This window comes from Amycolatopsis sp. MEPSY49, assembly GCF_051337345.1.
GTDB lineage: Bacteria > Actinomycetota > Actinomycetes > Mycobacteriales > Pseudonocardiaceae > Amycolatopsis.
Genome location: NZ_JBDLYJ010000003.1, coordinates 611950 through 638475, shown reverse-complemented (window position 1 = coordinate 638475; position 26526 = coordinate 611950). Strand labels below are relative to the sequence as shown.

The following is a 26526-nucleotide window of genomic DNA, read 5'->3' as shown; positions in this document are numbered from 1 at the left end:
CAATGCGATACTGCGGGGTGTGCGCACCCAAGGGAAAGACGAGAGCGTGATCCGCCTGGTGATCGTCGACGACGAGCCGATGGTGCTCGCGCACCTGCGTACGGTGCTGACCTCCGCCGAGGACATCGACATCGTCGGGCAGGCGCAGGACGGCGCCGAAGCCGTCGAGGCCGCCGGGCGCTTCCGGCCCGACGTCATGCTGATGGACCTGCGGATGCCCGGCGTGGACGGGCTGACCGCGATCGAGCGGATCGTCAAGCTGCCCGACCCGCCCGCCCTCGTCGCGCTCACGACGTTCGACACCGACAGCTACGTCCTCAAGGCGCTGCGGGCCGGCGCCTCGGGCTTCCTGCTCAAGTCGACGCCCCCGGAGGACCTGATCGGGCTCGTGCGCGTGGCCGCCGACGGGCACACGGTGCTGTCCAAGGAAGCGGCGCGCCGGATGGTCTCCGCGTCGGCCGGCGAGCACGAGCGTTCGCAGGAGGCGCGGGAGCGCACCGCCGACCTCACGGACCGCGAGCTGGACATGCTCGTCTGCCTCGGTGAAGGCATGTCGAACGCCGCCATCGCGGCCAAGCTGCACCTGTCCGAAGCGACGGTGAAGAGCTACGTCTCGCGGATGCTGACGAAGCTGGGGTGCGCCAACCGGACCCAGGCCGGTCTCCTCGCGCACGAAGCGGGTCTCGCGGGCTGACTCACGCGCTGCTGCGGGCCCCGAAACCCCACGCGCCGAACACCTCGGCGAGTTCCGCGCGGCCCGAGATGCCCAGTTTCCGGTAGCAGTTCGTCAAATGCTTCTCGACGGCCCGCCGGCTCACGTTGATCTCGGCCGCGATCTCGCCGTTGGTCAGCCCGTCCAAGGCGAACGCGACCACCCGGCCCTCCGCCTCGCTGAGCGCGACCGACGGGCCCGCCGCGGTCTTCTCCTCGGCCGTCCGGCCGGTGAGCCACGGCGCGCCGCAGCCCTCGGCGAGCCGGTACGCCTCGCGGAACCGGTCGCTCGCCGCGGCGCCGTCGGGTAGCGACGCGCCCTCCGCCAGCAAGGCCCGCGCGAGCTCCAGCCGGTCGCCCGAAGCCCGGGAAATCTCGATCGACTCCGCGAGCACGTCGTCGGCTTCGGCGCCCGAAGCCAGCGACGCCTGGATCCGCAACGCGCGGCCGAGCGCCACCGGCGCGCCCCAGCGGCGTGCCCAGCGGACTTCGTCTTCGATCAGCTCGCGGGCCGAGACGCGGTCGCCGAGCCGGCGCTGGAGCCAGGCGCTCCACGTCCGCCACGGGAACAGCGCCGGGTTGCGCCACCCCGCGCGGTGCAGGGCCGCACCGCAGTCGAGGAACCGCGCCAGCGCGCCGCGGGGGTCCTCGACCGCCGCCACCGACCCGCGCAGCATCAGCAGCGCGGCCCGGACGTGCAGGCCGGCCCGCCCCAGCGTCGCCTCGTCGAAGTGCGCGACCAACGTGGCCGCGAGCCGCTCGTCCCGGGCGATGATCGCGACCGAGACGAGCGCCATCACCAGCGATTCGGCCGCGTCGGCCAGGTCGCCGCCGATCAGCTCGTACGCCTCCCAGGCCGTGGACCGCGCACGGGTCAGCTGCCCGCTCTGGGCCAGCTCGGCCGCGCGCGCCGCGATCAGCGACGCCGGCCGCCCCTCGGCCGGGTCCCCGACGGCGCTCTCCAGCCAGGACGACGGCTGCCCGGCCGAACCCGCGGCGAACGCGCAGATGATCAACAGTGGCGCGGTACCCGCGAACTCCGTGGACGACGCGGGAGCGCAGCGCAGCAGCCGCTCGGTCAGCTCCGCCACGGTCCGCGCGGGCATCCCGGCGCTCAGCGCGGCCGCGTGCAGCAGCACCGCCAGCAGCTCGCGCTCGGCGAGCGTGCCGACCGGCGGCTCCGGGCCCAGCTCGCGCAGGCGGTCGACGGCGCCGGCCAGCAGCACCGGGTCTTCGCAGCGGGTGAGCCGGGTCCGCGCCTCCAGGCGGATCCCGGCCTGCGCGCCGGCATCCTCCGGCCGGACGCGCTCGACGAGGACGGCGGCTTCCGGCCGGAGGAACGCCGACAGCGGCAGCAGCGTGACCGCCTCGGCCCGTTCGCGCGGGGTGGGCAGCAGGCCGACCGCCTGCGTGAGGTGCCGGATCGCGGCGGGGACGTCGAACGCGGCTTCGGTGAGCGCCAGGTCCACCAGCCGCCAGCCGCGCTCCGGGCCGTCGGGCGGCAGGTCGAGCAGCGCGCGGCGCAGGTAGCGCGCCGCCGTCTCGGGCTGCCCGCGCCGGGTCGCCGCGTCGGCCGCCGTGCGCAGCTCCTCCGGCATCCACGGTGCCGGCGACGGCGCGGGCACTTCGAGCAGCTGGGCCGCGACGGTCTCCGCGGCGAACCCGGCCTCGTGGAACACCGTCGCCGCGCGCACCCGCAGCCGCAGGTCCTCCGGCGCCGTCGTCGACGCCTCGACCGCGGCGCGCACCACAGGCGCGGCGAACCGCGGCGGGGACGCCGAGCCGAGGACGCCCAGCCGGCCCAGCGCCCGCACGGCCTCCGCGACGGCCACCGAGTCGCCGCCGGTGAGGCGCTCGACCAGCCACGGCTCGGCGTGGTCGCCGAGCACCGCGATCGCCTTGGCGCACTCACCGACCGCCGGTGGCAGCACGGCGAGCTGGGCGGCGAGCCGTTCCTTCAGCAGCGACGGCCCGGTGCGGTGGTCACCGCGCACGGCTTCGGTGAGGTACAACGGGTTTCCGGCGCTCGCCGCGTGGCAGGCGGCGACGAACCGCGCGTCGCCGGCCCGGCTGTCGGACGCCGCGCGCAACGCCGCCGCGACGCCGGCCTCCGAGAGGTTCGGCGGCCGGATCCGCGTCTCCGCCAGCTCCCACAGCTCTCGGAGCGCGGGCCGGTCGGCTCCCGGGTCGCCTTCGCGGACCGCGACGACGATCGCGCACGGCAGGTCGCGGATCCGCCGCGCGCACTGCCGCAGCCAGGTCAGCGACTGCCGGTCGCCGACGTGCAGGTCGTCGGCCAGCACGACGAGCGGCCGGTCGGCGGCGATCGCGGCGAGCAGGGCGACCAGGCCGTGCGTGGTCAGCACGTCGTTGTGGCCGTCCGGTTCCCACCCCGGCCAGCCCGGGGCGCCGGGGAACAGCCACCGCGCCGCCGAAGCGGTGCCGGCGAACCAGCGTTCCGCGTCGTGCTCGTCCGCCTCGGCGACCACCGGCTCGAGCACCTGGCAGGCCACCCCGAAGTCGAAGTCCTGTTCGGTCCGGCTCGCCGACGCGGTGAGCACCCGCGGCGCCCCGGGTCGTGCCTCCGCGCTCCGCAGGACTTCCTTGAGCAGCGCGGTTTTGCCCACGCCGAGCGGTCCGGTGAGCATCGTGACCGAGCCCTCCCCCGCTCCGGCCGCGGTGATCGCGCCGCACAGCAGGCGCAGCTCGGTCTCGCGTTCCGGCAGCGTCACCCCTGCCCCTCCCCACCGCCCGGCCGCCCCGCGGCGGTCAGCGCTTCGGCGAGCTGGCGCCGGCCCCCGATCCCCAGCTTGCGGTAGACGTTGGTCAGGTGCAGCTCGACCGTCCGCCGGGTCACTTCGAGCCGGTCCGCGATCTCGGCGTTGGAGGTGCCCGCGGCGGCCAGCTCCGCGACCCGGCGCTGGGCCTCGGAAAGCGCGGGCAGCCGGTCGCCGGTCAGTTCCCGCAGCCGGTCGAGGACGGCCGGCCAGCGGTACCGCGCCGCCAGCGCGCCCGCCTGCGCGAGGAGGTCCTCGGCGTCGTCGGCGACCGCGGCCAGCTCCACCAGCGCCGTCGCGTGCCGCAGGTGGCTGCCGGTGCCGTCCAGCAGCCCGGCCGCCCGGGCCAGGTGGTCGGCGCTGCCGGGTTCTTCGGGGCCGAGGGTGAGCGCGGCGGCCAAGTGCGCCCCGCCGACGGCGGCCCGGGTGCCCCACGCGTTCGCGGCGGCGAGCTCCTCGCCGAGCAGCAGCCGGGCGGCCGCCCGCTCGCCGCTCGCCACGAGGCACCGGGCCACGGCGGCGCGCCAGGGCAGCAGCTCCGGGTTTTCCCAGCCGCGCGCGGAAAGCCGGCGGCCGCACTCGCGCAGCGGGGCGAGCGCCTGGTCGGCCCGCCCCTCGGCGAGCAGCGTCGCTCCCTTGGCGTACAACAGGAACGCGCTGCCGAGCCCGGGTCCCGGCTCGACGTGGTCGCGATCGAGCGTCCGCCGGGCGAGGTCGGGACGGCCGGCTTCGAGGTGCACCCGCGTCTCGATCGCGACGACCCGGGCGCGCAGCACCGAGTGCCAGTGCCGGGGCGGTACCAGCTCGTGCGCCTCGGCCAGATCGGCCTCCGCGTCGTCGAGGAGTCCCGTCGCGAGGTGCCGTTCGGCCCGGTCGACGAGGGCACGGGCGATCAGCGTGCGGGCGCCCTGGCGGCGGGCCGCCGCGAGCAGTTCTCGGCCATGGACGTCGGCTTCCCCGAAGTCGCCGGTGAGGGTCAGCGCGCGGACCGCCGCGGCGCGCACGGTCAGCGAGCCGGCGTCCGCGATCGGCTGCGCCAGCGCGGCCCGCGCGAGCCCGCGCACCCGGGCCGGGCGCACACCGCGCCGGGCGAGCAGCAGCGCGGCCACGGCGGCCTGCGCCGGATCGGCCGGCCGCTCGGGCAGCGGCGGCATGCCGTAGCCGCCGACCGCGGACCGGTCCTGCGGTTCGCCGTCGGCCAGCCAGTACAGGGCCGCCAGGGCATCGCGTTCGGCCGCCGAGACGTCGGGGCGGCGGAAGGCGGCGATCAGCGTGCGCGCGCTCAGGCCGCCGCGCGCGTTGAGCAGGTCCGCCGCCAGCAGCCGGTACCGGCCGAGCCCCGGACCGTCCACTTCGGACAGGACCTGGGCGAGGTGGCGGTCGCCCGCCTCGTGGTCCAGCAGGAGTTCCCCGGCGCCGAGGTCGATCAGCACGGCCGCGCGCTGCGCCGGTTCGAGCGGTTCCCGCAGCGCCCGGCGCAGCGACGCCGTCGCCTGCCCGTCCCGGCCGCCCGCCGGGCCCAGCCGGGCGGCCGCGCGCAGCACGTCGACCACCCACGGCTCGCCGAGCGCGCGGGTCCGGCGCAGGATCGCCGCGACGGCCGCGTTCGCGACGCCGTGTTCGTGGCCCAGCTTCGCCGCGCGGGCGAAGAACGCGTCGCGGTCCTCTTCGGTCATCCCGCCGAGCGCGCGCTGGCCGACGTCCGGTCCGGCGAGCTTGCCGTCCGCGGCGAGCAGGCCGAGCGCACGCAGCCGCGCGAGGTCCGCGGCGAGCCTTTCCGGCGGGCAGCCGGCGACCTCGGCCAGCAACGCCGGGCCGAACCCCTCCTGGCACACCGAAACCGCGCGCAGTACCGCGACGAGCCCGGCTGGCAGGCCGTCGACCAGGCGCAGCAGGCGCTCGGTGGCGACCCGCGTGAACAGCCCGGCCGGTTCCGGCGCGCCGCCGGGGTCCATGCTCAGCCGGGCGAGCGCCTCGGTCAGCACCGCCGGGTTGCCGCCACTGCCGCGCACCGCGTGCTCGACGACCCGGTCGTCGGCCCCGGCCAGCCGCACGCGGACCAGCGCGGCCACCGCCGCGTCGCCGAGCGGGCGCAGCCGGACCCCGTGGGTGGCGTCCGTCGCGGGCTCCCAGGTGTCCAGCCCGCTGGTCTCGCTGACCACCAGCAGCAGCGGAACCCCGGCCCGGTACCCGGAAAGCACGCGCAGCCACGCCCGGGTGGGGGCGTCGGCCCAGTGCAGGTCGTCGACGACGAGCACGAGCGGCCGCCCGCCGAGCCCGGCGTAGAGGTCCCGGCACAGCTCGCCGAGGACGCGGTCGTCCGGCGGGTCCGCGATGGCCGTGGGCAGCGGGACGCCGAGCCCGGCGAACACCTCGTGCAGCACGGTGAAGGGCTCGTCCCGGTCGGCCGGGCAGCACGGCACGTGCGCCACCGGCAGCCCGGCGGCCACGGCCGTCGCGGCCACGGACGCCAGCAGGGCGCTGCGCCCGGAACCCGGCGCGCCGGTGACCGTGACGACCGCCGAACGTCCGTCGCACAGGTCGCCGACCAGGCCGGTCAGCAGCGCGGCTTCCGCGTCCCGCTCGGCCAGCCGCGTCGCGGAAACGCCGCGCTGGTACGGCAGGCCGGCGACGAGCCCGGCCTCCTCGTCCTCACCCGGCGAGCCCATGCGTCCTCTTCGCGGCCTCCGGGACGGCCGGTCCCGCGCTCGCCCGCAGCGCCGCGGCCAGTTCGGCGCGGCTGTCCACGGCCAGCTTCCGGTAGACGTTGGTCAGGTGCAGCTCGACGGTCCGCGGCGAGACGAACAGGGCGCTCGCGACGTCGCGGTTGCTCGCGCCGCCGGCGACCAGGTCGGCCACCTCGCGTTCGCGCAGCGTCAGCACGTCGGCGCGCGGCTTCCGCAGCCGGCCACCGGACTCCTCGAGCAGCTCCCTGGCCAGCGCGCCGATCGAGCGCCACCCCGAGCCGGCGGCCAGCAGCGCCGCCTGGCGCAGGTGCTGACGCGCGGTCTTGCGGTCGCCGACGAGCGTCAACGCCTTGCCCAGCAGGTATTCCGACCGCGCGTATTCGACGCGGCAGGGCGAGGTCGCCAGCACGCGGCTCGCCTCGGCCAGCAGTTCCACCGCCCGCGTCCCCGACGCCCCGGCGCCGCGGCCGAGCAGCACCAGGCCCCGGGCCGTCGCGGTCGGCCAGCTCGCGGCGAGCTCCTGCCCGCGTTCGGCGTAGCCGGCCGCTTCGCGGTGCCGGCCCGCGCCGACGAGCAGCAGCGTGGCGGTGAACCACCAGGGCGCGAACACCGGGTTGCCGATGCCGGCTTCGGCCTGTCCCCGGCCGGATTCGAGCAGCAGGTCCAGCGCACCGTCGACGTCGGAACACAGTGCGCGGCCCCGCGCCCGGCCGAGCAGCCAGAGGTGGCGGTCCGCCGGCGCGGCCTCCAGTTCCTCCGCGCGCACGGCGTGCAGCAGCCGGTCGGCGGCGGCCAGTTCGCCGTCGTCGCGCAGGGCGGTCGCGAGCGTCGTCCGGACCATCAGGCCCGGGCGGTGCCCGGCGCTCGCCAGGACGGCGACGCGGACGTCGGCGAGCGCGCCGTCGCGGTCGCCGCTTTCCCGCAGCACGCGGGAACGCGCGGCGAGCGCCCGGCCGAGGGCGGTCCCGTCGCCGCCCACCGCGGCCTCGGCCACCGCGCGATCGAGGGCCCGCACGGTGTTCGGCGCGTCGTCGACCAGCCGCAGGGTCCGCGCGGCGGCGAGCAGGTCGTCGCTCGACGCGGCCGCCGCGGGCATCCGGACGACGGCGCGGGCGCAGGCCGCGGCGACCTCGGTGCCACGGCCGGTCAGCGCGAGCGCGGCGGCCCGGTCGGCGAGGTCTCGGGCGCCGGGGTGGCGGGCCGCGGCCGCGCGGGGGGCGGTCGCGGCCCGGTCCCGCAGCAGGCCGCGCGCGGCCTCCCGGGTCGTGGCCGCGGCGGCGAGGGCCGCCACGGGCACCGCGGGCGCGGCGGTGCCGAACCGCCGGGCCAGCCGGTCGACGAGGCCGCCGACGGGGGCCCGGTGGCCGGGGGCGTCCGGCGCGGTCGCCGCGAGCGCGTAGAGCACGGCGATGGCGCAGTGGTCACGCGGGTCGCGGGCGTGCCCGGCGGCCGTGCGCAGCTCCGTCATCGCCGCGTCCGGGTCGAGGCCGAGCCGGGCGGCGGCCAGCGCCAGCCGGACGTCGAGCCGCGCCGGCTCGGCGGCGGCCGCGCGGGACAGGTGGGCGACGGCGGTCGCCGGGTCCTGTGCGGCGGCCGCGGCTTCCAGCGCGAGGTCGACCATCCAGCGCTCGTCGAGCCGCGGCAACGCCCCGAGGTGCGGGGCGACTTCGGCGGCGGGGCGCGCGTCGTCGTTGAGCATCCGGGCCGCATGCAAATGCATACGGGCGAGTTCTTCGGCGGGGGTTTCGGCGAGCAGGCGGGATCGGACCGACCGGTCGAGCACGCAACCGGTGAAGAGATTCGCGCGTCGAATTGCGTCGATCGCGATCCGCACCGACCGTGCGGGCAGCCCGCACAAAGCGGCCACCCTCGTCACGTTCTGTTCGTCGAGCACCGCGAGGGCGGTGGCCACGGTCCGTGCCTGCGCGGACAGGCCGGCGAGCGCGTCGACCGGGCTCGGCGCGGCGACTTCCCAGCGGTGGCACCGGTCCTGCGCCCCGAGCTGCCCGAGCGCCCACACCCCGGGGCCGGGCTCGTCGGGACGGCGGCAGAGGACGATGAGAAACCGCTCTCCGCGGCCGCACCGCAGCAGGAAGTCGAGGAATCGCAGTGAAGATTCGTCGCACCACTGCGCTTCTTCGACGACGATGGCCGAATTGTTTTTCCGCAATGGCCCGGCCAAGAGCAGCGATCGCAGAGTGCGGAATTTCCGGTGCAACCCGGAACCGTCTTCCGCGGGCAGTTCCAGGGTCCGCCGAATGGCGCCGCCCGGATCGTGGTTTTTCGTGAACAGTTCGGCGAGCGCGTGGAACTCGGCCGGTTCACCCGCCGGTTCGGCGCAAAAGCGAAAAATATTCGCAGACTGGCCCGATTTTCCCGATTCCAGGCCCGCGAGGAGGGCCCGGACGCCCCCGCCGGGCACCCCGTCCACCAGCACGGCCTGCGCGGACTCTGTCCACGCCAGTACCGCACACCGGGACAGCGCGCCCGGATCCCGGGCGAAGACCGGATTCGGAGTGGGATCCGACATGCCGCCATCGACCTTTCCTGCAAGCTCGGCAAAACCGAGCCTTTTCCCGCAGCCCCCAGAGCCGCCGAAGGATCTGACCGTCCGAACACTATTGACACCGCCGCCGGAGAGGAAACCACCGTCGGTGCCCGATTGCGCGCCACTTCCTCCACTGTGGAGTGACCGTACCAGGAGTGACCGTTGCTGTCAGCGAAGGCCACCACCCGTACGGGTGACATACTTGTAGCATTAGTCAGACCCCGAAACTGGACATTTAACCAAGACTTGAGGTGCCCTTCGGCGCCCGTGGGCCGACGGGGTGACGGGCTACCAACGAAAGTTGTCGCCTCCGCCGCCCGCGGGCAACTTTCGTCGCTAGTCCGGTCCGGAACCGGCGGTCCACCGCCGGAACAGGGGTCCGGAAGCTACCGTGGAGCCCGTGTCGGACGTCACCACTCCCGGTCCTCGAACCACGCTGCGTGAGCACCTCGGCACGCGGGTGGGTCCCAAGCACGAACTGGCGACCCTGCTCAGCCTGGCGGTGATCTTCGGCGCGCTCGACGTGGCGATCTGCCTCAACAGCCACCCCACCACCGGCTGGGCGGGTCCCCGCGCGGACCTGATCCTGCAGCTGCTGGTCGACGTCTCGGTGCTCGGGCTGCGGCGGTTCCCCAAGACGGTCGCGAGCATCGCGCTGGCCGTGACGTTCGCGACGGTGCTGGCCGACGCGCTCGCCCCCGGCCTGCTCTCCCCGGAGGACCCGGCCAGCCCGCTGATCCTGCCCCGCGTGACGTCGGTGATCGTCATCTTCCTGGTCCGGCTGGAGCCGCCGCGGGTGGCGTTCACCTTCATCGGCGCGCTGGCGCTCCTCGGCAGCGCGCCGTGGGCGCCCAGCTGGACGCTCACGCCGGTCGGCCTGCTCAGCACGATCGGCCCCGCGGCGGTCGTGCTGTACCTGGACGCGCGCCGGCAGCTGCTGCAGGAGCTGCGCGACCGCGCCGAGCGGGCCGAGCGCGAGACGCACCTGCTGGCCGAGCAGGCCCGGTTCGAAGAGCGCCGCCGGCTGGCAGCGGAGATGCACGACGTGCTCACCCACGGCCTCAGCCTGATGGTCCTGCACGCGGGAGCGCTCGGGATCAGTTCGACGGACCCCGAGGTCCGCAAGGCGGCGGAGGATATCCGCAAGCGCGGCGCGACGGCGCTGGACGAGCTGCGCGACTTGGTCGGGGTGCTGAACACGACGTCGGCCGACGTGTCCGAGCGAATGGCGAGCCCGAGCCCCAGCGTTTCGTCGCAGCCGACGCCGGATCCCGCGACGCTCGTCGCGGAGTCGGTCTCGGCGGGGATGCCGGTGGAGCTGGACGTCGAGGGCGAGCGGTCCCAGATGTCCCCGACGATCGCGCGCACGGTCCACCGGATCGTCCAGGAGGCGCTGACGAACGCCCGCAAGCACGCGGCGGGCGCGGAGGTCCGGGTGAAGCTGCGCTACCGGCCGGACGGGGTCGGGATCCGGGTGATCAACACGCGGCCTTCGCGGCAGCCGGACGAAGTGCTGGCGGGGAGCGGGTCGGGGCTGGGGTTGTCGAGCTTGCGGCACCGGGTCGAGTTGGTGGGCGGGACGCTGCAGGCCGGGGCGACGCCGGACGGCGGGTTCCGGATCGCCGCCGACTTGCCGGCGTATGTGCCGACGACGGAGACGCGGCAGAAGTCCGCGCACCGCTGAGCCCCCACCCTGGGCCGATTCCCCGCGGCGATGTAGTGGATGAGTCATTCACTACGTCCGGTGACAGGGCTCCGGCAAAGTCGTGGCCGCGCGGCCTGCCCGGCGTCGCGGCGATGTCATGAAAGGGTCGTTCATGTCGTCTGACGAGGTGAACGACCCGTTCATGACGTGCGGGCGACCGGATCGGCCGCGCTGACCCGACTTTGCCGGGGCCCTCACGTCCGGTGACATGAATGAGTCATTCATGTCACCCGCCGGCCGGCCGCGCGCCCCGAGAAGCCGAACCCCTCGCCAGGACTGGGCATTCTCCTACTCCTCCCCCGCTTAGGGTCGGGGCCGGACGCGAACCTCCCGACCCAGAACGTGGAGCCCCCATGAAAGGCATCATCCTGGCCGGCGGCAGCGGCTCCCGACTGCACCCGGTCACGCTGGGCGTCTCGAAGCAGCTCGTCCCGGTCTACAACAAGCCGATGATCTACTACCCGCTCTCGGTCCTGATGCTCGCCGGCATCACCGAGATCCTGCTCATCTCGACCCCGCACGACCTGCCCGCCTTCAAGCGCCTGCTCGGCGACGGCGCGGAGCTCGGCCTCCAGCTCGACTACGCCGAACAGGCGCACCCGAACGGCCTCGCCGAGGCCTTCATCATCGGCGAAGAGCACATCGGCGACGACACCTCCGCCCTCATCCTCGGCGACAACATCTTCCACGGCCAGGGTTTCTCCGACGTCCTGCGCGCCGCCACCCAGGACCTCAAGGGCTGCGTCCTGTTCGGCTACGAGGTCTCCGACCCGCACCGGCACGGCATCGGCGAGGTCGACGCCGACGGGAACCTCGTCTCCATCGAGGAAAAACCCGCCCACCCCAAGTCGAACCGGGCGCTCACCGGCCTGTACTTCTACGACAACGACGTCGTCGAGATAGCCAAGAGCCTCAGGCCGTCCGCGCGCGGCGAGCTGGAGATCACCGACCTCAACAACGTCTACCTCGACCGGGGCCGCGCCGCCTGCGTCGACCTCGGCCGCGGCTTCGCCTGGCTGGACACCGGCACGCACAAGTCGCTGCTGGACGCCGGGCAGTACGTGCAGACGATGGAAGCCCGCCAGGGCGTCCAGATCGCCTGCCTCGAAGAAATCGCGCTGCGCATGGGCTTCATCGACGCCGACCAGTGCTACGCGCTGGGCGAGCGGATCGGCAGCTCGGGCTACGGCGAGTACGTCATGGACTTCGCGCGCCGCGCGCGGCCGCTCACCGCGGTCTGAACCCCGGAGGAACCTTCCCATGCGCATGGTGGTCACCGGCGGTGCCGGGTTCATCGGCTCGGCCTACGTCCGCAACGTCCTTTCCGGACAGTACGCCGGCTTCGAGCCCGACGAGCTGGTCGTGCTCGACAAGTTCACCTACGCGGGCAACCGGGCGAACCTCGCGCCGGTCGCCGGGGACGAACGGCTCAAGATCGTCGCCGGCGACATCTGCGACCCCGACATCGTCGAGCGGGAACTGGCCGGCACCGACCTCGTGGTGCACTTCGCCGCCGAGTCCCATGTGGACCGGTCGATCGCCGGGTCGGCGGAGTTCGTGCGCACCAACGTCCTCGGCACCCAGACGCTGCTGCAGGCCGCGCTCGAGCGCGAAGTCGGCAAGTTCGTGCACGTCTCCACCGACGAGGTCTACGGCTCCATCGACGAAGGCTCCTGGCCCGAGACGCACCCGATCGCCCCCAACTCGCCGTACTCGGCGTCGAAGGCGTCCTCCGACCTGCTGGTCCGTTCCTTCCACAGCACCCACGGGCTCGACGCCTCGATCACGCGCTGCTCCAACAACTACGGGCCCTACCAGTACCCCGAGAAGGTCATCCCGCTGTTCGTCACCAACCTCGTCGACGGCTTCCAGGTCCCGCTCTACGGAGACGGCCTCAACGTCCGCGACTGGCTGCACGTCGACGACCACTGCCGCGGCATCCAGCTGGTGGCCGAGAAGGGCCGCGCCGGCGAGGTCTACAACATCGGCGGCGGCACCGAGCTGACCAACCGGGAGCTCACCGAACGGCTCCTGGCCATCACCGGCCGGGACCACACCGCGATCCGGCCCGTCGAGGACCGCAAGGGCCACGACCGCCGCTACTCGGTGGACATCACCAAGATCTCCACCGAGCTCGGCTACGCCCCGCGGGTCGGCATCGACACCGGCCTGCGCGACACCGTCGACTGGTACAAGAACAACCGCGACTGGTGGGAACCGCTCAAGGGCTGAGTCACTGCGTGCGCAGCCGCGGCCACAGGACGTCCCACGCGATGGTCCGTCCGCCGAGGACGGTCATCAGCTGCGGCACGACGTCCTGGCGACGGGCGAACGCCCCGGCCACCACCGGGCTCGCGTCGCCGACGAACAGGACGCTGTCGACGTTCTCGTCCGGGTGCCCGAAGTAGTAGTACCCGCGGTGTGCACTGTAGACGGACGGCAGGCCCCGCTGGGCCCCGAAGAGCTCGAGGTCGGCGGCGAACGCGTAGCTGTCGGTCATGATCGCCGTCCGGGCCCGCTGCTCGGGCGGCAACGACCGGTACACCTGCACGACGGCGTCGGACAGCTGCCCGAGCTGGCCGTCGGACTGCACGAACACCTTGGCGGTCAACGGCACCAGCGGTACGTCGGGGATGCGCTCGGCCCACGACTTCGGGTAGATCGGCAGCGCGACGAGCGCCTGGACGACCGACGCCGCGACGAGCAGCCAGCCGACGGCCTTCGCCGCCGTCGGCCACTTGACGTCCTGCAGGCCGACGGCGCCGGCGGCGAACAACGGCGCGTACAGGCTGTAGACGTAGTAGGACCGGCCGGACGTCAGCAGGTAGGCCACGACGAGAAGCAGGAACGCGACGCCGAGGAACCGTTGCTCCCGCCCGATGAGCAGGCGCGCGAAGCCGAACAGCGCGAGCGGCACGCCGATCACCAGGCCCGGGCCGGACAGCAGCTCGAGCAGGAACGCGCCGGTGCCGGGGAACTCGGCCGACACGACCTCGGACATCCGGGTGTAGGGCCAGCCGTTCGCGGCCTGCCAGATCAGCGTCGGCACGGTGGTCAGGGTCGCGACCAGCGCGCCCGCCCACAGCGGCGGCCGCCGGACGAGGTCGCGTGGCCCGAAGACCAGCGACGCGACGGCCAGCGCCACCCACAGCGCCGGGACCAGGAACTTCGTCTGCAGCGACACGGCCGTGACGAGCCCGGCGGCGAACAGCAGCCGGTCGTCGCGCACCTGGGTCCAGCGCACGACCAGGAACAGGATGAGCGACCAGAAGAACGGGTCGATCGAGTAGGTCGCGAGGTAGTGGCAGATGAGCGTCGCGCCGGACATCGCGTACGCGGCCGCGGCGACGGTTTGCGCGACCCGGCGGCCGCCCAGCTCGCGGGCGATCAACGCGCTCAGCACGATCCCGCCCACCGCGGCCAGCGTCGCGGGCAGCCGCAAGGCAAGCAGCGAACCGGGGAACAGGTGGTCCAGCCCGGCCGCGAGGAACGGGAGCAGCGGCGGCTGGTCGAAGTAACCCCACGCGGGGTGGTCGCGGCCGGCCACCACGAAGTAGGCCTCGTCGAACGAGAACCCGTAGTTGCGGCTGGCAATGAGAAGCAGGGCGCCGGCGACTCCCGCGATCAGGAGAACCGGGGTCCGCGCGAACGCCGAGCGGGTGTCGGTTTTCTCACTGGTAAGGGTCATACCACCAGTAGACGCGCTCCGACCTCGCGTTCTCTGCGGCCGGGAGTCCTCGTTCCGCACAACGAAAGTCGATCACGCGGCGGGGAGCCGCAACCTTCGTAGTCACTCGGAAGTGATGTTTAGCCACGGACCGTGAGGGTAGCGATTCCCCTAGACTTCGCCCGCGGACCGGCGCTGATCAGGCGTTTCCCGCGATACTGGCGCCCATGACCCAAGGTCGGCACATCGTCTTCTTCAGCTTTCCCGGCGTCGGGCACATCAACCCGATGCTGGGCCCGGTCGAAGCGCTCGCCGAGCGGGGCCACCGGGTCACGTTCGCCGTCGCCGAGCGGTTCGCGCACCTGCTGCGCGACAGCCCGGCCGAGGTCCTGCCCTACCACTCGGACTTCCCCGCGTCGGTGACCAAAGTGGACAGCGCCGAAGACGCGGTCACGATGATCATCGACCTCATGCGCGAAGGCTTCGCGCCGCTCGAGGCGGCGCTGGAGCGGTGCTCCGGCGACCGGCCCGACCTGATCGTCCACGACACCATCAGCGGGAACGCCGCACGGGTGCTGGGCCGGGCGTGGGACGTCCCGCTGGCCGAAAGCTGCCCCGTCTTCATCGAGAACGACGCCGACGAGATCCCCGGCGCGCCCCAGCCACCCGACGACCACCCCGCCGCCACGGACTTCGACCACCGGGACCCGCGGCTGGCGCGGTTCGGCGAGGAGTTCGGCGCGGGCGTCTCGGCATTGCTGACGCGGTACGGCCTGGATCCGCGGCTGGCGACCGGCAGCCTCTCGCCCGTAGGCGACGAACTCCGCCTGGTCTACATCCCCCAGGCGTTCCACTACGGCAGCGAAACGTTCAGCGAGCGGTACCGGTTCGTCGGGCCGACCGCGGACTGCCGCGCGCTGGAGGGCCACTGGACCCCGCCGGGCGACGGCCGGCCGGTGGTGCTGATCTCGCTGGGCACGTCGATGAGCAAGGACCTCGGCTTCTTCACCGGCTGCGTCGAGGCGTTCCGCGGCGAGCCGTGGCACGTGGTGCTGACGCTGGGCCGCGGCGCCGACCTGGGCGCGCTCGGCGAGCTGCCGCCGAACGTCGAGGCGCACGAGTGGATGCCGCACCCGTCGGTGCTGCGGTACGCCTCCGCGCTGGTCTGCCAGGCCGGGATGGGCAGCGTCCTGGAGGCGCTGCGCTACGAGGTCCCGGTCGTCGCGGTCTCCCACAGCGGCGAGACGCTGGCCAACGCCCACCGCGTCGCGGAACTGGGGCTGGGCACGCACATCCCGGTCACCGAGGCGACCGGCCCGGCGATCCACGCGGCGGTCGAGGCTCTGGCGGCCGACGAGACGCTGACCACCCGGCTCGCGCTGATGGCCAAGGAGATCGAGCAGGCCGGCGGCGCCGCCGCGGCCGCCGACGCCCTGGAAGCCCTGCTCCCGTAAGCAGTCCGCCGCTCCAATGACATGAATGACTCATTCCTGTCGCCTGGCGACAGGAATGAGTCATTCACTACATCCGGAGCCGGGGTCAGGCGGAGCGGCGGAAACCCCGCGTGGCCACGATCGCGCCCGTCAACCCGATCAGGCCGGCCGCGCCGAGGGCCGCCAGGCCGCCCACGCCGACCGGGTTGCCCAGCGCCAGGTTGCGGGACGCGTCCACCGAGTACGTCAGCGGGTTCACCGTCGCCACCGCGCGCAGCCACGCCGGCAACGACGAAAGCGGCACGTACGCCGAGGACGCGAACATCAGCGGGAACATCACCATCGACGTCACGCCCTGCATCACCTCGACGTTGGTGATCCACACGCCGATGGCCATGAACATCCAGGACAGCGACCAGCCCACCGCGATGCACATCAGCCACGCCAGCAGCACGCCGGTGAAGCCGCCGCCGGGCGAGAACCCGAACAGCGTCGCCGCCAGCACCAGCATGATCGCCAGCTGCAGCGCGTGCCGCACGACGTCGGCGAGGCTGCGCGCCACCAGCACCGACGCCGACGCGATCGGCAGGGTGCGGAAGCGGGCCACGACGCCGTTGCGCATGTCGTCGAGCAGGCCGACGCCCGACTGCAGCGCCACCGACAGCGAGCCCATCACCAGCACCGCGGGCATCAGGTAGTCGATGTAGGACACCCCGGCCGGGAACGAGCTGGTGCCGGCGAGGCTCGCGAACACCTGGCTGAACAGGATCAGCACGATGAGCGGCTGCAGCAGGCCCAGCAGCACGAGCGCCCGCGAGGCCACGACCGCGCGCAGCGACCGGCCGGTCAGGATGAGGATCTGCATCGGCACGGAGGTGCCGCGCCACGGGGCCGGTCCGGCCACTGTGGACGCCGGGTCCGAAGCGGACAGTGTCGGTGCGCTCATCGGTTCAGGGCCTTTCGGTTTCGGGGTGGGACTCCCGCGGCCCGCCGGAGAGAGCGAGGTACACGTCGTCGAGCCGCGGGTCGACCAGCGCCAGCTCGACCGGCTCGACCGCGACGTCGTCGAGCGCGCGGACCACGCGCACGAGGTCGGTGGACTTCTCCACCGGGACGGTCAGCGCGAGCCCGGCCAGTTCGTCCACTCCGGACACTCGCGGCTCGAGCCCGGCATTGCGCACGGCGTCCGCGGCGCGGTCGGCGTCGGGCCGGTCGGCCAGGGTCAGGGTGACCGTGCGCTTGCCGACCTGCGCCTTGAGCGACGCCGCGGTGCCGGCGGCGATCACCTTTCCCTGGGCCAGCACGACGATCTTGTCGGCGAGCCGGTCGGCTTCGTCGAGCATCTGGGTCGTCAGCAGCACGGTCGAGCCGTCGCGCACGAGCTGTTCCACGATCTCCCACATGGCGATCCGGGCCGCCGGGTCGAGCCCGGTCGTCGGTTCGTCGAGGAAGATCACGTCGGGGTGGCCGACCAGGCTGGCGGCGAGGTCGAGCCGTCGCCGCATGCCGCCGGAGTACGTCTTCGCCGGACGGCCGGCGGCTTCCTGCAGGCCGAACGCGGTCAGCAGCTCGTCGGCCCGTTCCTTGGCCGCCTTCGTGGAGGCGCCGAGCAGGCGGGCGATCAGGATCAGGTTGCGGAAGCCGGAAAGCTGCTCGTCCACCGACGCGAACTGACCGGTGAGCCCGATGCGGCTGCGCAGGGCCACGGCGTCGCGCTGGACGTCGAGCCCCGCGACGCTGGCCCGGCCCGTCGTCGGCGTCACCAGCGTGGTGAGCACGTTGACCAGGGTGGTCTTGCCGGCCCCGTTGTGGCCCAGCAGGCCGCAGACGGTGCCGCGCGGCACCTGCAGGCTGACGTCGTCCAGCGCGCGGACCTTGCCGAAGGTCTTGGTGATCCCCTCGGCCTCGACGAACAGGGTCACGGCCGTTTCCTTCCGCTGCGCCGGATCGGACATCGCTACAGTTAGCACACCGGGAAACCCCTTTCCCCGCACGGAAGCGCGACCCGAGGGGTTCGCCTAGACATGATTGACGCCGGCCACGGGCGGTCCGACCCTCGAACCATGACTCCCCCGCCGGGAAGCCACGTCGCCTTCCTCACCTATCCCGCCCACGGGCACGTCAACCCGACGCTGCCCGTGGCGGCCGAGCTCGTCCGGCGCGGCCACCGGGTGAGCTACGTCGTCGCCGGGCAGTACGCCGAAGCCGTGCGCGCCACCGGGGCCACCGTGCTGCCGTACGAGTCCCACGTGCCGAAGTCCTGGGACACCGTGGCGATCCCGGAGGAGATCACCGGCGACGTCGTCGCGGAGGCCGGGCTCGCCCAGGCGCTGGAAGGCTTCGCGCCGCTGCGGACCGCGCTCGGCGCCTTCGAACGCGACCGGCCGGACGTCTTCCTGTACGACGCCTTCGGCTACCCCACCGGGCGGCTGCTGGCGCGCAAGTGGGCCGTCCCGGCCATCCTGCTGTGCTCGACGTTCGTCGCGAACGAACGGTTCTCGCCGTACGCGTCGATGGCGGGCAAGGTTCCCGCGCCCGATCCGGCGCACCCCGCGCTGGCCAAGGCCGCGGCGGTGGTCGAGGACGCGCTCGCCGAGCACCTGCCGGGCACGTCCGCCGCAGAGTTCGCGCAGGGCGACGAAGACACCAAACTCGTGTTCCTGCCGCGGGAGTTCCAGCCCGGCGGCGACACCTTCGACGACGGGTTCGCCTTCGTCGGGCCGTGCCTCGGCGACCGCGCGGGCGGCTGGACCCCGCCGGACCACCGGCCGGTGCTGCTGATCGCCATGGGCAGCTTCGGCTACCACCGCCAGCGCGAGTTCTTCGCCTCGTGCCTCGAAGCGTTCGCCGGGACGCCGTGGCACGTCGTGATGACGATCGGCCGCCTGGTCTCGCCGGCCGACCTGGGCCCGGTGCCACCGAACTTCGAGCTGCACCCGTGGGTGCCGCAGCCGGCCGTCCTGAGCCGGGCGAGCGGGTTCGTCTCGCACGCCGGGATGGGCAGCACCATGGAGTCGCTCGCGCTGGGCGTCCCGCCGGTGGTCGTGCCGCGCACGCTGGAGCAGGAGATCGTCGCCGACCGGATCGCCGAGCTCGGCCTCGGAGTCCGGGTCGACCCGGCCGAAGTCGACGCGGAGACGCTGCGGGCGGCCGTCACCGGCCTCGCCGAGGACGCCGCGGCGCACGAGCGCGTGGCGCGGATGCGCGAGCACATCACCGGCGCCGGGGGCGCCGCGGCGGCCGCGGACCGCGTCGAGGCCCGACTGACCGCCCGACCCTGGGAGTGAATCCGAAGTGGACACCACCGAGCCGACCGCCGCCCCGGAGATCGCCCCGGACGGCGGCGCGGCCCTGCTGACCTGGCTCGAAAAGATGCGCGCGGACACACCCGTCTGGCAGGACGGGGCCGGGGCGTGGCACGTGTTCCGGTCCGCCGACGTCCGCCGCGTCAGCACCGACGCGCAGCTGTTCTCTTCGGACACGACCCGCTTGACCTCGCCCGGCGACCAGGCGCCGCCGGGCACCCTGCTGGTCATCGACCCGCCCGAGCACCGCAAGCTGCGCCGCCTGGTCAGCCAGGCGTTCACCCCGAAGGTCGTCGCCGACCTCGAGCCGCGGATCACCGAGGTCACCCGGGAGCTGCTGGCCGCGGTCGAGCCGGACGCGACGGCGTTCGACCTGGTCGACGTGCTGGCCTACCCGCTGCCGGTGATCGTCATCGCCGAGCTGCTCGGCGTGCCCGCCGGGGACCGCGCGCTGTTCCGGGGCTGGGCCGAGGCGCTGATGGCCCTGCAGGTCGACGACCCGAGCACCGGCGAAAAGCTGGCGGTCGCCATCGAGGAGATGGAGGCCTACCTGGGCGCGCAGATCGCCGACCGGCGCGCGCGGCCCCGCGACGACCTGCTGACCCGCCTGGTGGAGTCGTCGATCGACGGCGAGCGGCTGACCGACGAGGAGGTCGGCAACTTCACCGCGCTGCTGCTGCTCGCCGGCCACGTCACCACCACCATGCTGCTCGGCAACGTCCTGCTCTGCCTGGAGGACGCGCCCGGCGTCTACGAGCGGGTCCGGGCCGACCCGGCGCTGGTGGAACCGCTGCTGGAGGAAGTGCTGCGGCTGCGGCCGCCGTTCCCCCGGGTGGTCCGGGTGACCACGGCCGACGTCGAGGTGGCGGGCACGGTCATCCCCGCCGACTCGATCGTCTGGGCCTGGGTGGTGTCGGCCAACTACGACGAGCGCGAGTTCACCGACCCCGCGCGGTTCGACCTGCACCGCAAGCCCAACTCGCACGCCGCGTTCGGCCACGGCATCCACTTCTGCCTCGGCGCGCCGCTGGCGCGGCTGGAGGGGCGCGTCGCGCTGGAGCTGCTGTTCGAGCGGTTCGAGCACCTGCGGGTGGCCCCGGGCGCGGAGGTCCCGTTCCACGCCGGCGGCGTGTTCGGCGTGCAGCAGCTGCCGGTCACGACCACTTTCGGCAGCGGTCGCTGACGCTGCGGCACCGCACCGACCGAAGGCCGGGCCGGGGGTGCCGTACCTGCGGTCGGGCGGACCACAGTGTTAGCGCCGAACCGCCGTGCCGGCATTGACGGGCCATACCCCGTTGGCTAGCGTACGAGACGTCGTTTGGTTTGTTTCCAACGAAACGGACCGAAGCGGCTGGATGTCCGGGTGGACTCGAGGATCGTTCTGGGGAAGGACTCGAGGTTTCCGCTGGGGTGGTGAGAAGAACCATCCGGACCGCCGCCGCGGACCCTCCTGAGGGGAGCTCGAGGGTCGTCGACGTCTTTTGTCCGTGGGCACTGCCTCGAACGTAGAACCGAATCTGGGGGTTCGAACTCTATGAACACGCGTCTCGATTCCGTGGTCGACCGGCCGGTCACCGCACCGCACGGCCTCCCGGCCGTCGCCGAAAGACAGAACCAGAACGTCCCTTCCTTCGACATGTCCGACGTCTGCATCGCGAACCTGGGTCCCGATCTCCGGGTCATCGAAGCCAACGGCGATTTCCTCCGGCAGCTGGGACGCACCGCGTCCGACGTTTTCGGACAGAGCTTTGTGGACTTCGTGCACCCGAGCGCCAAGCAGTTCACGCTGCAGCAGCTGGCGCGGCTGAACGAAGGTCGCCGGGACCGCTTCAGCGCGCGCCTGGTCGGCGTGCGGCCCGCGCAGCCGGTGCTCTCCGGCGGCCTGACGGGCATCGCGGTGCGCAGCCGGTCCGGCCAGGTCACCACGATCGTCGTGCTGATCAAACCGGACCGCACCGCGGAGACCCCGAGGCCGGCCGTCGAAAAGACCAAGCTGCTCAGCGAGCTCGACGCGAAGGTCCTCGAAGGCGTCGCCGCCGGGATTTCGACCGTCCAGCTGGCGTCGAAGCTCTACCTGAGCAGGCAGGGCATCGAGTACCACGTCGGCGCGATGCTGCGGCAGTTCAAGTCGCCGAACCGCTCGGCGCTGGTTTCGAAGGCGTACTCGCAGGGCATCCTCTGCATCGGCCAGTGGCCGCCGAAGGTGACTCCGCAGTACATCCGCTGAGCCGCTTTCAGCGGTGTGCGGGCCAAGATCCCCTGCGCTATCCTGCGAGGGCACGGTTCGATTTCCAAAATGCCGGAAAGGGATGAACTGGTGGGAATTTTCGGGAAAAAGGAAGACGATTCCAAGAAGAAGCCGGCGGACACCAAGGCGGACAACGCCAAGGCTGACGACGAAAAGAACCGCAAGCGCCGCAGCCGCCTTTTGGGTGGCGCGTACGGCGGCGGCTCCGGCGGCTGAGCCGGCGGACTGACGAGGCGACCGGATCGGGTGGGCCGAGGGAAACCTCGACCCACCCGATTCGCGTTTTTCGGGGTGTTTGACCGGATCACGCCGGGAGTTCACCGACTGTTGGTCAGTTTCCATCAGCAGCAAAGAATGGCTACCCTGCGACAACAGCGGTCGCACCGACGGTGACGACCGCACCCGGCGTCAGCGCGCCCGGGGTACCACCGGCCCGGCCCACTCCGGCACGGCCAGGATCTCCACGACCGCGCCCGCCACGCTGACGCCCGGCGCGATCCCGACCATCAGCACGTGGTCGCCCGGCGCCAGCTGCCCGGTCCCCAGCATGTGCGCCAGTGACGCCACCTGGTCGCTCGCCCCGAGGTGGCCGAGCCCGCGGCCGAAGTCCCAGTTCGACTTCTCGAGGGGGATCCCCAGCATCGTCAGCAGGCCGTCCTCGACGTACTTGCGCGAGCCGTGGTTGTAGGCGATGCGGCTGACCCCGTCGAGCCCGATGCCCGCCTCGGCCAGCACGCGGTCGATCAGCTCCGACCGCGTCTTCAGCAGGTTGAGTCCACTGTGCAGCATCGTGTCGCGGTGCTCGAAGCCGAAGAAGTCGATGCGCTCGGCGAAGTCCATGAACCGGCCGATGGTCGCGCCCGGCGGGAACATCGGCTCGTCGCCGCGGTGCATGCCCTCCAGCTCCGGAACCGTGATCGAGCTCGCCGACTTGAGCCGCGCGAAGCCGGACGTCGTGTTCAGCACGACCGCCGTCGCGCCGTCGCCGATGATGAAGTCCGGGCGCAGGCAGCGCCAGCGGTTGACCAGCGGAGACGTCGAATTGTCGGACGCGACCGTCATCGCCGTCCCGCCGCCGCGCGCGATCAGGTACGTCGCCGCCAGCTCCAGCGCCCCGAACATGCCGTTGCAGCCCTGGCGCAGCTGCGCGGCGAGCAGGTCGCCGCCCACCAGGTGCCGCTGCAGCCAGAACTGCGGGAACCAGCCGTCCGGGCCCGAGTGGTAGTTGTCGGCGTAGAGCAGGACGTCCAGCGCCTCCGGGTCGACGTCCGCGCGGGCGACGGCCTGCTGCCCGGCCCAGAGCGCCATGTCCGGGGCCGGGGTCTCGCCGGCGCAGGCCGCGCCGGTCAGCCCGGACGTCTCCGCGTCTTCGGCGGTGATCCACCCCTGCTCGATCGCGTGCCCGACACCGGTGGTCTCGGGCACGTAGGTGCCGATCCCGCTGAGGTAGACGTCCGCCAGCTTCACTTCGCCTCCACTTTCGCCCGCAGCCACGACTCGACGGCGTCGGCCGCGCGGATCTCCCCGCCGGCCAGCGCGACCTGCTCGCTCATCCACCGGACCCGCTGGGCGACCACCGGATCGGACGCGGTCTTCGTGACGGCGTCGAGCAGTTCCGCTTCGGCGACTTCGGTCCGCGACACCACGTGGCCCAGCCCGAGGTCGGCGACCCGGGCCGCGGTCACCACCTGGTCGCTCTGGGACGGGGTCAGCACCATCGGCACGCCGTAGTGCAGCGCCTCCATGGTGCTGCCGAGGCCGCCGTGGGTGACGAAGACGCGGGTGTGCGGCAGCAGCGCCGCGTGCGCGACGAACGGGTGTGCCTCGATGTTCTCCGGCAGCGGGCCCAGCTCGGCGGGGTCGACCCACCGGCCGAGCGTCAGCACGACGTGCCACGGCTGCCCGGTGAAGGCGCGCACGCACTTGCGGAAGAAGCCGACCTGCTCCCGGCTGCGCGAGGTGCCCAGCGAGATCAGGACGACCGGCAGCCCGTCCGCGGGCGGCGTCCACTCCCCCGGCGCGACCGTCCGGTCGAAGCACGGCCCGACGAACGCGAAGCGGTCGTCGAAGGTCTCGCCGTGGATCTGGAACGCCTTGGGCAGGTAGACGAGGTGGTAGGGCGGCTCACCGCCGCTGCCGTCCACATCGGACAGTCCGTGTTCGGCCAGCAGCCGCTGGGCGTGCTCGACGAACGCGGCGAGTTCGGGATCGGTCAGGTCGGGCGGCTGGGCGGCGTCGGATTCGGCCTGGGCTTCGTTCAGCCGGAAATGGGCGTTGGAGGCGAACTCCGGGCACGACTGCACGGTCGGCACCGACCACTTCCGCGCGACCAGCCGCGCCGTCTCGGACGCCGCCAGGTCGTGCAGGACGAGGTCCGGCGGGTCGTCGGCGAACCGTTCCATGGCCGCCGGAAGCGGGGCGAGGCCTTCGCCCATGAACGCCAGCATGGCCCGCAGCGCGTAGCCGTCGGACGCGGTGTCGCCCAGCCCGGTCGCCCACGGGAACGTCGAGGTGTAGGGCAGCACTTCGGCCCCGGTCGCCGCCACCTTCGCGGCGAACTCGTCGACCACGGCGAAGGTGACGCGGTGGCCGCGGCGCACCAGCTCGGCGACGACCGGGAGGACCGGCGCGACGTGGGCGTACGCGGGGAAGCTGAAGACAGCGATGTGCCTGCTCACCACCGCATCGTCGCAGGATGCGGTCCGCGGGGCGCACCGGCTACCACGCGAGGTCTGGCGGTTTCCCCCGAGTCCACTTCGTACGGTGCCGCCACGGGACGACTAGGGGCTTCCACAGAGTTCTCCGGCAAAACCGGGCACCGGTACCCGCCGTCCCTATCCTGCAGACGACGCAACGAGGGGGAACTCAACAGTCGTTTAAAAGCAACGAACTGCACGTCGCCGCGGGTAAGGGCAGTCCGCGACCCCTGGGGAAGGACCTTCATGAAGACGAGCGTTGACGACCTGGCGTTGTTCGGCGGCCCGATGGCCTTCGAGAAGACCTTGGTGGTGGGGAAGCCGAGCACCGGGGACCGGGCGAAGTTCTACGAGCGGCTCGAAGTGGCGCTCGACAGCGGCCGCTTGACCAGCGGCGGCCCGCTGGTGAAGGAGTTCGAAGCGCGGATCGCCGACCACACCGGTGCGAAGCACTGCGTCGCCACCTGCAACGGCACGATCGCCCTCGAAGTGATGGCGCGGGCGGCCGGGCTGACCGGCGAGGTCATCATGCCGTCGATGACCTACGTCGCGACCGCGCACGCGATGCGCTACCTCGGGTTGACGCCGGTCTTCTGCGACCTCGACCCGGCCACCGGGTGCATCGACCCCGAGCAGGTCGAAAGCCTGATCACCGACCGCACGACCGGCCTGGTGGGCGTGCACCTCTGGGGCCAGCCCGCGGCCATCCAGGAACTCGAGAAGATCGCCGAAGTGCACGACCTGACCCTGTTCTTCGACGCCGCGCACGGCATCGGCTGCACCTTCGGCTCCCAGCCGCTCGGCGGGTTCGGCCGGGCGGAGATGTTCAGCTTCCACGCGGCGAAGGTCGTCACCACCTTCGAAGGCGGCGCGATCGTGACCAACGACGACGACTTCGCCCAGCTCGCCCGCTACACCCACAACTTCGGCTGGGGCGAGGAGCACGTCACCGAGTTCGCCGGCACCAACGCCAAGATGAGCGAGGCGTCGGCGGCGATGGGCCTGACCTCCCTCGACGCGCTGCCCGCGACCATCGCCGCCAACCTCGCGCACTACGAGGAGTACTCCGCCGAGCTGGACGGGCTGCCCGGCCTGGAGATGCACCGCTACGACGAAGACAACCGCAACAGCTACCAGTACAACGTCGTCAAGGTCGACGAGCAGGAGTGCGGCCTGTCCCGCGACACGATCCTCGAGCTGCTGCGCGCGGACAACGTGCTGGCGCAGCGGTACTTCTCGCCGTGCGTGCACGAGTGCGAGCCGTACCGCACCGAGCGGCCGGTCTCGCTGCCGGCCACCGACGCGTTCTCGCGCCGGGTGCTGACGCTGCCGACGGGTCCCTCGGTCACCAGTGAGCAGGTCCGGGACGTCTCGGCGCTCATCGCCTTCGCGATCGAGCACGCGCCCGAGATCCGCCGTCGCCTCGCCGCTCGCGCCTGACCAAACGACGTGAATGACTCATTCATGTCGTCTGGCGACATGAATGAGTCATTCACGTCATCTCGGCCACCAGCTTTTCCAACTCAGCCACGAGCTCGTGCGGAGTCGGCTGAGCCAGCGCGAGGTCACGCAACCGCAGGGCGTTGACCCGGAACCCCGGCTCACCAACCAGTCTCGCCACCGAAGTCCGCAGGTCATCGGCCGTAAACCCGTTGTGGGTGAACAACAACCCCGCCCCCTCGTCGACCAACCGCTGAGCCCGCAGCAGGTGGTCGGCGATCGGCGTCGTCACCGTCAGCTGCGGCACACCAGCCACCAGCGCGGCCCCGTAGCTGCCGAACCCGCCGTGGTGCACGATCGCCGCGCAACTCGGCAAGACCGTGTGCAACGCGACCGACTCGACGACCCGGACGTTGGCCGGAACCTCGTCCAGCACCTTCCGCTGCGCGGGCACCAAGGCGGCGATCACTTCGATGTCCAAAGTAGACAACGCGGCCAACATGTCCGGAATGGACACGTAGTCGCCGCCGAAGGCGTCCGTGTTGGACGAACCCAGCGTCAAGCACACCCGGGGCCGTGACGGCGGTTCACGCAGCCAGTCCCAGACGACCGCGCGGCCGTTGTAGGGCACGTGCCGCACCGGCAGCCGCCGGACGCCGGAGCGCGCGCCGAGCGACTCCGGCAGCGGGTCGATGGTTGCCTGGCCGGTGACGAGCTCCTCGTCGAAGTCCACCCCGTAGGGCCGGCCGGTCAGCTCCAGCCAGTCGTACAGCGGATCCTCCTGCTCCGGCAGCGGTTGCTCGGCCATCACCTCGAGGAACGTCCGGCGCATGGCGCACCAGACGTCGGCCCAGCACAGCTGCCGGACGTGCGCGGCGCCGCAGGCCTTAGCCGCGATCGCCCCGGCGTAGGTCAGCGCGTCCCAGACGACCAGGTCCGGCCGCCAGTCCCGCGCGTGGGCGACCAGGTCGGCGACCATCTCGTCGTTGTAGATGGCGAACCCCGCCCACACGGTGAACGTGTAGCGCTGGTGCAACGCCGCCCACGTGTGCGACGCCGGATCGGTGTCGTTCCAGTTCGCTATGTCGGCTTCCTGGGCATCGCGGTTCTGCTTCATGCCCTCGTGCATCGTGTTGTCCGCGCCGACCGGCACCGCGGTCAGCCCGGTCGCCGTGACGACGTCGGTGAACCCCGGCGAGGCCGCGACCCGCACCTCGTGCCCGGCCGCGACGAGCGCCCAGGCCGTCGGGACCATGCAGTACAGGTGGGACTTCTCGTCCAGCGTCACGAACAGCACGCGCACGGGTTC

Annotated in this window: 20 protein-coding genes; 11 read left to right on the top strand and 9 right to left on the bottom strand. The window is 72.6% G+C overall.

The genetic code is table 11. The features are described from left to right. Nucleotides 1-46: 46 nt before the first annotated feature. Nucleotides 47-694, top strand: coding sequence for a response regulator transcription factor (locus ABFJ78_RS17220; protein ID WP_364462079.1), 648 nt, complete (start codon nucleotides 47-49; stop codon nucleotides 692-694). A gap of 1 nt (nucleotide 695) precedes the next feature. On the opposite strand, the gene ABFJ78_RS17215 is transcribed toward ABFJ78_RS17220, so the two are convergent. Genes ABFJ78_RS17215 through ABFJ78_RS17205 form a run of 3 tightly spaced genes read right to left on the bottom strand, consistent with a single transcriptional unit; the run spans nucleotide 696 to nucleotide 8345 of the window. Continuing rightward, nucleotides 696-3443, bottom strand: coding sequence for an AAA family ATPase (locus ABFJ78_RS17215; RefSeq protein WP_436387349.1), 2748 nt, complete (start codon nucleotides 3441-3443; stop codon nucleotides 696-698). Further along, on the bottom strand, nucleotides 3440-6157 hold the full coding sequence (locus ABFJ78_RS17210; RefSeq protein ID WP_436387348.1) for an AAA family ATPase: 2718 nt from the start codon (nucleotides 6155-6157) through the stop codon (nucleotides 3440-3442). The genes ABFJ78_RS17215 and ABFJ78_RS17210 overlap by 4 nt, the downstream gene beginning before the upstream one ends. Next, on the bottom strand, nucleotides 6141-8345 hold the full coding sequence (locus ABFJ78_RS17205; RefSeq protein WP_436387347.1) for a LuxR C-terminal-related transcriptional regulator: 2205 nt from the start codon (nucleotides 8343-8345) through the stop codon (nucleotides 6141-6143). Before ABFJ78_RS17205 ends, ABFJ78_RS17210 begins: the two co-directional genes overlap by 17 nt. A gap of 42 nt (nucleotides 8346-8387) precedes the next feature. On the opposite strand from ABFJ78_RS17205, the gene ABFJ78_RS17200 reads away from it, so the two are divergent. The 4 genes from ABFJ78_RS17200 to rfbB all read left to right on the top strand — a co-directional run bounded on the left by ABFJ78_RS17200 (nucleotide 8388) and on the right by rfbB (nucleotide 12660). Then, on the top strand, nucleotides 8388-8867 hold the full coding sequence (locus ABFJ78_RS17200) for a hypothetical protein (RefSeq protein WP_436387346.1): 480 nt from the start codon (nucleotides 8388-8390) through the stop codon (nucleotides 8865-8867). Between the two features lie 256 nt (nucleotides 8868-9123). Beyond that, nucleotides 9124-10407, top strand: a complete 1284-nt coding sequence (locus tag ABFJ78_RS17195; RefSeq protein WP_436387345.1) for a sensor histidine kinase — start codon at nucleotides 9124-9126, stop codon at nucleotides 10405-10407. A 374-nt stretch (nucleotides 10408-10781) separates the two neighbouring features. Further along, nucleotides 10782-11669: a glucose-1-phosphate thymidylyltransferase RfbA gene (gene rfbA, locus ABFJ78_RS17190; protein WP_436387344.1), complete on the top strand. Its 888-nt coding sequence runs from the start codon at nucleotides 10782-10784 to the stop codon at nucleotides 11667-11669. Between the two features lie 19 nt (nucleotides 11670-11688). After that, nucleotides 11689-12660: a dTDP-glucose 4,6-dehydratase gene (rfbB, locus tag ABFJ78_RS17185; protein WP_436387343.1), complete on the top strand. Its 972-nt coding sequence runs from the start codon at nucleotides 11689-11691 to the stop codon at nucleotides 12658-12660. Nucleotide 12661: 1 nt separating this feature from the next. Here the strand turns inward: rfbB and ABFJ78_RS17180 are convergent, their stop codons facing one another. Then, complete coding sequence (locus ABFJ78_RS17180; protein WP_436387342.1) at nucleotides 12662-14116, bottom strand: ArnT family glycosyltransferase; 1455 nt, start codon at nucleotides 14114-14116, stop codon at nucleotides 12662-12664. A gap of 206 nt (nucleotides 14117-14322) precedes the next feature. On the opposite strand from ABFJ78_RS17180, the gene ABFJ78_RS17175 reads away from it, so the two are divergent. Further along, nucleotides 14323-15549 carry a macrolide family glycosyltransferase gene (locus ABFJ78_RS17175; protein ID WP_436387341.1) on the top strand — a complete coding sequence of 409 codons (1227 nt, stop codon included), beginning with the start codon at nucleotides 14323-14325 and terminating at the stop codon, nucleotides 15547-15549. A gap of 85 nt (nucleotides 15550-15634) precedes the next feature. Here ABFJ78_RS17175 and ABFJ78_RS17170 read toward each other — a convergent pair whose 3' ends face one another. Together ABFJ78_RS17170 and ABFJ78_RS17165 are read right to left on the bottom strand one after the other, a co-directional pair. Beyond that, complete coding sequence (locus ABFJ78_RS17170; protein ID WP_436387340.1) at nucleotides 15635-16474, bottom strand: ABC transporter permease; 840 nt, start codon at nucleotides 16472-16474, stop codon at nucleotides 15635-15637. Nucleotides 16475-16478: 4 nt separating this feature from the next. Continuing rightward, nucleotides 16479-17450, bottom strand: a complete 972-nt coding sequence (locus ABFJ78_RS17165) for an ATP-binding cassette domain-containing protein (protein WP_436387339.1) — start codon at nucleotides 17448-17450, stop codon at nucleotides 16479-16481. A 141-nt stretch (nucleotides 17451-17591) separates the two neighbouring features. Between ABFJ78_RS17165 and ABFJ78_RS17160 the strand changes: the two genes are divergently transcribed. The 4 genes from ABFJ78_RS17160 to ABFJ78_RS17145 all read left to right on the top strand — a co-directional run bounded on the left by ABFJ78_RS17160 (nucleotide 17592) and on the right by ABFJ78_RS17145 (nucleotide 21297). Continuing rightward, nucleotides 17592-18815 (top strand): macrolide family glycosyltransferase, encoded by a 1224-nt coding sequence (locus ABFJ78_RS17160; protein ID WP_436387338.1) that lies wholly within the window; start codon nucleotides 17592-17594, stop codon nucleotides 18813-18815. 85 nt (nucleotides 18816-18900) lie between these two features. Then, the gene (locus ABFJ78_RS17155; protein ID WP_436387792.1) at nucleotides 18901-20016 is read left to right on the top strand and encodes a cytochrome P450; all 1116 of its coding nucleotides are present in this window, start codon (nucleotides 18901-18903) and stop codon (nucleotides 20014-20016) included. A 351-nt stretch (nucleotides 20017-20367) separates the two neighbouring features. Continuing rightward, complete coding sequence (locus ABFJ78_RS17150) at nucleotides 20368-21060, top strand: helix-turn-helix transcriptional regulator (protein ID WP_436387337.1); 693 nt, start codon at nucleotides 20368-20370, stop codon at nucleotides 21058-21060. Between the two features lie 15 nt (nucleotides 21061-21075). After that, nucleotides 21076-21297, top strand: a complete 222-nt coding sequence (locus tag ABFJ78_RS17145; protein WP_436387336.1) for a hypothetical protein — start codon at nucleotides 21076-21078, stop codon at nucleotides 21295-21297. Between the two features lie 192 nt (nucleotides 21298-21489). On the opposite strand, the gene ABFJ78_RS17140 is transcribed toward ABFJ78_RS17145, so the two are convergent. Both ABFJ78_RS17140 and ABFJ78_RS17135 read right to left on the bottom strand, forming a co-directional pair. Further along, complete coding sequence (locus tag ABFJ78_RS17140) at nucleotides 21490-22548, bottom strand: ketoacyl-ACP synthase III family protein (protein ID WP_436387335.1); 1059 nt, start codon at nucleotides 22546-22548, stop codon at nucleotides 21490-21492. Beyond that, a complete protein-coding gene (locus ABFJ78_RS17135; protein WP_436387334.1) occupies nucleotides 22545-23759 on the bottom strand; it encodes a macrolide family glycosyltransferase in 1215 nt (404 codons plus the stop codon). Before ABFJ78_RS17135 ends, ABFJ78_RS17140 begins: the two co-directional genes overlap by 4 nt. A 264-nt stretch (nucleotides 23760-24023) precedes the next feature. Here ABFJ78_RS17135 and ABFJ78_RS17130 point away from each other — a divergent pair, with 264 nt between their 5' ends. Further along, complete coding sequence (locus ABFJ78_RS17130) at nucleotides 24024-25217, top strand: aminotransferase class I/II-fold pyridoxal phosphate-dependent enzyme (RefSeq protein ID WP_436387333.1); 1194 nt, start codon at nucleotides 24024-24026, stop codon at nucleotides 25215-25217. 52 nt (nucleotides 25218-25269) lie between these two features. Here the strand turns inward: ABFJ78_RS17130 and ABFJ78_RS17125 are convergent, their stop codons facing one another. Further along, nucleotides 25270-26520: an activator-dependent family glycosyltransferase gene (locus tag ABFJ78_RS17125; RefSeq protein ID WP_436387332.1), complete on the bottom strand. Its 1251-nt coding sequence runs from the start codon at nucleotides 26518-26520 to the stop codon at nucleotides 25270-25272. Between the last annotated feature and the right edge of the window lie 6 nt (nucleotides 26521-26526).

Bases quoted from the DNA above. Each gene is read 5' to 3' on its own strand.
- ABFJ78_RS17150 (WP_436387337.1), top strand. From the start codon at position 20,368: ATGAACACGCGTCTCGATTCCGTGGTCGACCGGCCGGTCACCGCACCG.
- ABFJ78_RS17170 (WP_436387340.1), bottom strand. From the start codon at position 16,474: ATGAGCGCACCGACACTGTCCGCTTCGGACCCGGCGTCCACAGTGGCC.
- rfbB (WP_436387343.1), top strand. From the start codon at position 11,689: ATGCGCATGGTGGTCACCGGCGGTGCCGGGTTCATCGGCTCGGCCTAC.
- ABFJ78_RS17210 (WP_436387348.1), bottom strand. From the start codon at position 6,157: ATGGGCTCGCCGGGTGAGGACGAGGAGGCCGGGCTCGTCGCCGGCCTG.
- ABFJ78_RS17175 (WP_436387341.1), top strand. From the start codon at position 14,323: ATGACCCAAGGTCGGCACATCGTCTTCTTCAGCTTTCCCGGCGTCGGG.
- ABFJ78_RS17160 (WP_436387338.1), top strand. From the start codon at position 17,592: ATGACTCCCCCGCCGGGAAGCCACGTCGCCTTCCTCACCTATCCCGCC.
- ABFJ78_RS17155 (WP_436387792.1), top strand. From the start codon at position 18,901: ATGCGCGCGGACACACCCGTCTGGCAGGACGGGGCCGGGGCGTGGCAC.
- ABFJ78_RS17130 (WP_436387333.1), top strand. From the start codon at position 24,024: ATGAAGACGAGCGTTGACGACCTGGCGTTGTTCGGCGGCCCGATGGCC.
- ABFJ78_RS17180 (WP_436387342.1), bottom strand. From the start codon at position 14,116: ATGACCCTTACCAGTGAGAAAACCGACACCCGCTCGGCGTTCGCGCGG.
- rfbA (WP_436387344.1), top strand. From the start codon at position 10,782: ATGAAAGGCATCATCCTGGCCGGCGGCAGCGGCTCCCGACTGCACCCG.